This is a genomic window from Oceaniferula flava (assembly GCF_016811075.1).
GTDB classification, from domain to species: domain Bacteria; phylum Verrucomicrobiota; class Verrucomicrobiia; order Verrucomicrobiales; family Akkermansiaceae; genus Oceaniferula; species Oceaniferula flava.
The window spans coordinates 1-546 of record NZ_JAFBGL010000039.1; the positions used below are offsets into that span (position 1 = coordinate 1).

Annotated in this window: 1 protein-coding gene; it reads right to left on the bottom strand. The window is 48.2% G+C overall.

Annotated features, from left to right (window positions below; all coding sequences use genetic code 11):
• Positions 1-321 precede the first annotated feature (321 nt).
• The coding region (locus JO972_RS16750; protein ID WP_309491237.1) for a hypothetical protein at positions 322-546 on the bottom strand (225 nt) is incomplete at its 5' end.

Here is a 546-nt window from a genome sequence, read left to right on the forward strand (position 1 = left end):
CCGACCGTTAACCGTTCTTGGTCGAAGGCCGTTTTACAGTTATGATCTGCGTTCGTATGCGCGGTGTTTTACAGTTGGCGGCCGAATTATACGTTAGGCAATAATGAAAATATTCCGCGATAAAAAGAATCGAGAGCCATTCTTTACAGGTTCCGAGACAGACACGGCATCGTTCGTTTTTGGCTGTCCGAGCTGTGGAGCGCGCCAGGAGGTGGTCTTTGTGCGAATGTTGAATGCCGCATGGGGGAAGGTCGATTATGACGACGATGACCTGCGCAGGACTATAGCTGAGACATTTCAGCTTTCTGGGGACAACCCTGTTTATCCAGTTAAGCATGAATGCAGTGGATGTCTCTGTTCTTCGTTCTTGCTGTTTGATTTTCGAGAGACCAGTAATTCGGTATATTCGATTTCACTGCAGGCTGGAGCATTCATATAAAGAATTCGGCCTAACAATTCGCTGCATCCGACCGTTAACCGTTCGTTGTCCGCAGCCATTTTACAGTTAAACCCTTGCTCGTATGCGCGCTGTTCTACAGTTGGCGG